This is a genomic window from Okeania sp. SIO3I5, assembly GCF_010672085.1.
In the GTDB taxonomy this organism is placed as follows: Bacteria; Cyanobacteriota; Cyanobacteriia; order Cyanobacteriales; family Microcoleaceae; genus Trichodesmium.
The window spans coordinates 1-1793 of record NZ_JAAHHT010000503.1 but is presented as its reverse complement, the minus strand read 5'-3'; the positions used below and the strand labels follow the sequence as shown (position 1 = coordinate 1793).

General features: G+C 30.9%; 2 protein-coding genes. One reads left to right on the top strand and one right to left on the bottom strand.

All coding sequences use genetic code 11. From position 1 onward, the window contains the following. Nucleotides 1–124 precede the first annotated feature (124 nt). Nucleotides 125–337 (top strand): hypothetical protein, encoded by a 213-nt coding sequence (locus F6K40_RS40030; RefSeq protein WP_293145844.1) that lies wholly within the window; start codon nt 125–127, stop codon nt 335–337. Between the two features lie 224 nt (nt 338–561). On the opposite strand, the gene F6K40_RS40025 is transcribed toward F6K40_RS40030, so the two are convergent. Further along, nucleotides 562–1707: an IS4 family transposase gene (locus tag F6K40_RS40025; protein WP_293145841.1), complete on the bottom strand. Its 1146-nt coding sequence runs from the start codon at nt 1705–1707 to the stop codon at nt 562–564. Nucleotides 1708–1793: the final 86 nt, after the last annotated feature.

Genomic DNA, 1793 nt, shown 5'->3' with positions numbered 1-1793 from the left:
TTCAGTGGGGCGTTGTAGTCTCCTGCAATCTCCCACTATTTCCTTAAACTTGCAATGGCGTTAACCAGTTGTAGGTAACGTTCAGTTGCTAATTTTCTTAGAACAATTAGATTGATTAGAAATCATGGAAATAGAAGAAGTTAAAAATTTATCTGCTGACTTGTTCAAACAGATGTTTCTCCACCTCTGGAAGGAAAAGGGTTGCCCACTGAAAAACGAGGACTTTTTCTCAGAGTCAAGTCTGGAAAACATTGCCGATATCGCTAACGTTGCAGCAATGCACTTTTCCATAGAATGGAATGTTTTTCTTGAAAGAGTTAATGAGCTCACGGGGTGACAAGCTAGTTGAAAGCTATGTATAGAAAGGGATTTGCGGAAAGGAGGCTGAGGAATAATTCAATTAAAAGAAAACCCTTATTGAGAATGAAGGGATGTAGTGCGAGCGCAGAGTGCTCGCACTACATCCCCTAACCAGGTTGAATTATTATTCAAGCAATTCTGGAGAATAATATTATGAAAAAACTCACTTTTATTAATTGATGGTTAATCAAAAATTACGGTCTAATGGACCACTGTATTCATCGCTTTTATCCCCCTGCAATAATATAGAAATTTATGAGGATTAAGCCTCATTAAACTTTCTACTAATTCCCAGATAAAATCATCATTTATTGTCCAATAAATTCTAGATAATCCTACGAAAAAACTACTGTGCCTTCTTTCTTTTATACCTTTTTCATTAGTTCTTGATATATATTCTTGAATCCCTTTATTTTTAATTTTTTGTCCTTGAAATGAACTAATTGTATATGAAATAGCTATTAATAAAATTAGATTGTTAAGTCTAGTTTCATTGGCTTTAGCTGCTTCTAGATTGTAACCACCAGTTTTATAGTCTTTAAACATTGCTTCAATTCCCATTCTCTGACTATATATTTTTTTAATTTTTTCTGGTGACGATAGATTGGTTAAAATATACCATTTTTCTGAAACAGATTTGCCACGATATTTTTGTTTTTTATATATCAGTAAATTATATGTTCCTACTCTCAATATTTTGGTAATTTTTTGATTTAAAAATAGTTTGCATTCACCGACATTTGCTGGTAATTCAGAGAGTTTACAATATTTTCTTCCTCGTTTTATCATCGTCGATTTTTTTTGTCTCAAAACAAAATATACACCTTGTTTTTGATATTTTTTCAACCAATGAGATAGGAAAATACTGTGAAACTCTCTATCTGCTGTCAGAATAATTTTCTGGCCTTTTAGTAATCTTAGGACCGGACGAATTACTGCTTTTTGTTCGGTTAAATTACTAGCTCCTTTATGAGTTAAAATCTTCCAATTTATAGGTAAAGCCCTCTTTTTCCAAGCTAAACTAATCATTAATATATTAGTATTTTGCCATTGAGTTCTATCTATAATTAATACTAATTCCGAGGGAAAGTCGAATAATTTTTCTACCATTATTCTGACCAAAGGAAACCAGAATAAAGGCAAACTTAATTCCTTAATGGTTAAAAACCTTTGTATATGTTTCCGCTTACTTTCTAGTTGAATTGGCAGGGGAAATAAGTTCGTTAATTTAGATATTTGTACAGTTTTATATACTGATATTAAGTATAATAATATTTGTAATGTTGCTACTTGAGATGGACTCAATCTTTGCTTAATATGGTCTTTATAAAAGCCTAATATATTCACTTTTATTGATTTTTATTTGTAATTACTAACCCTTTTTTATCATATTTTTAACTATTTCCAAAACTTTTTAAATGAATAAATAATCA

Bases quoted from the DNA above. Each gene is read 5' to 3' on its own strand.
- F6K40_RS40030 (WP_293145844.1), top strand. From the start codon at position 125: ATGGAAATAGAAGAAGTTAAAAATTTATCTGCTGACTTGTTCAAACAG.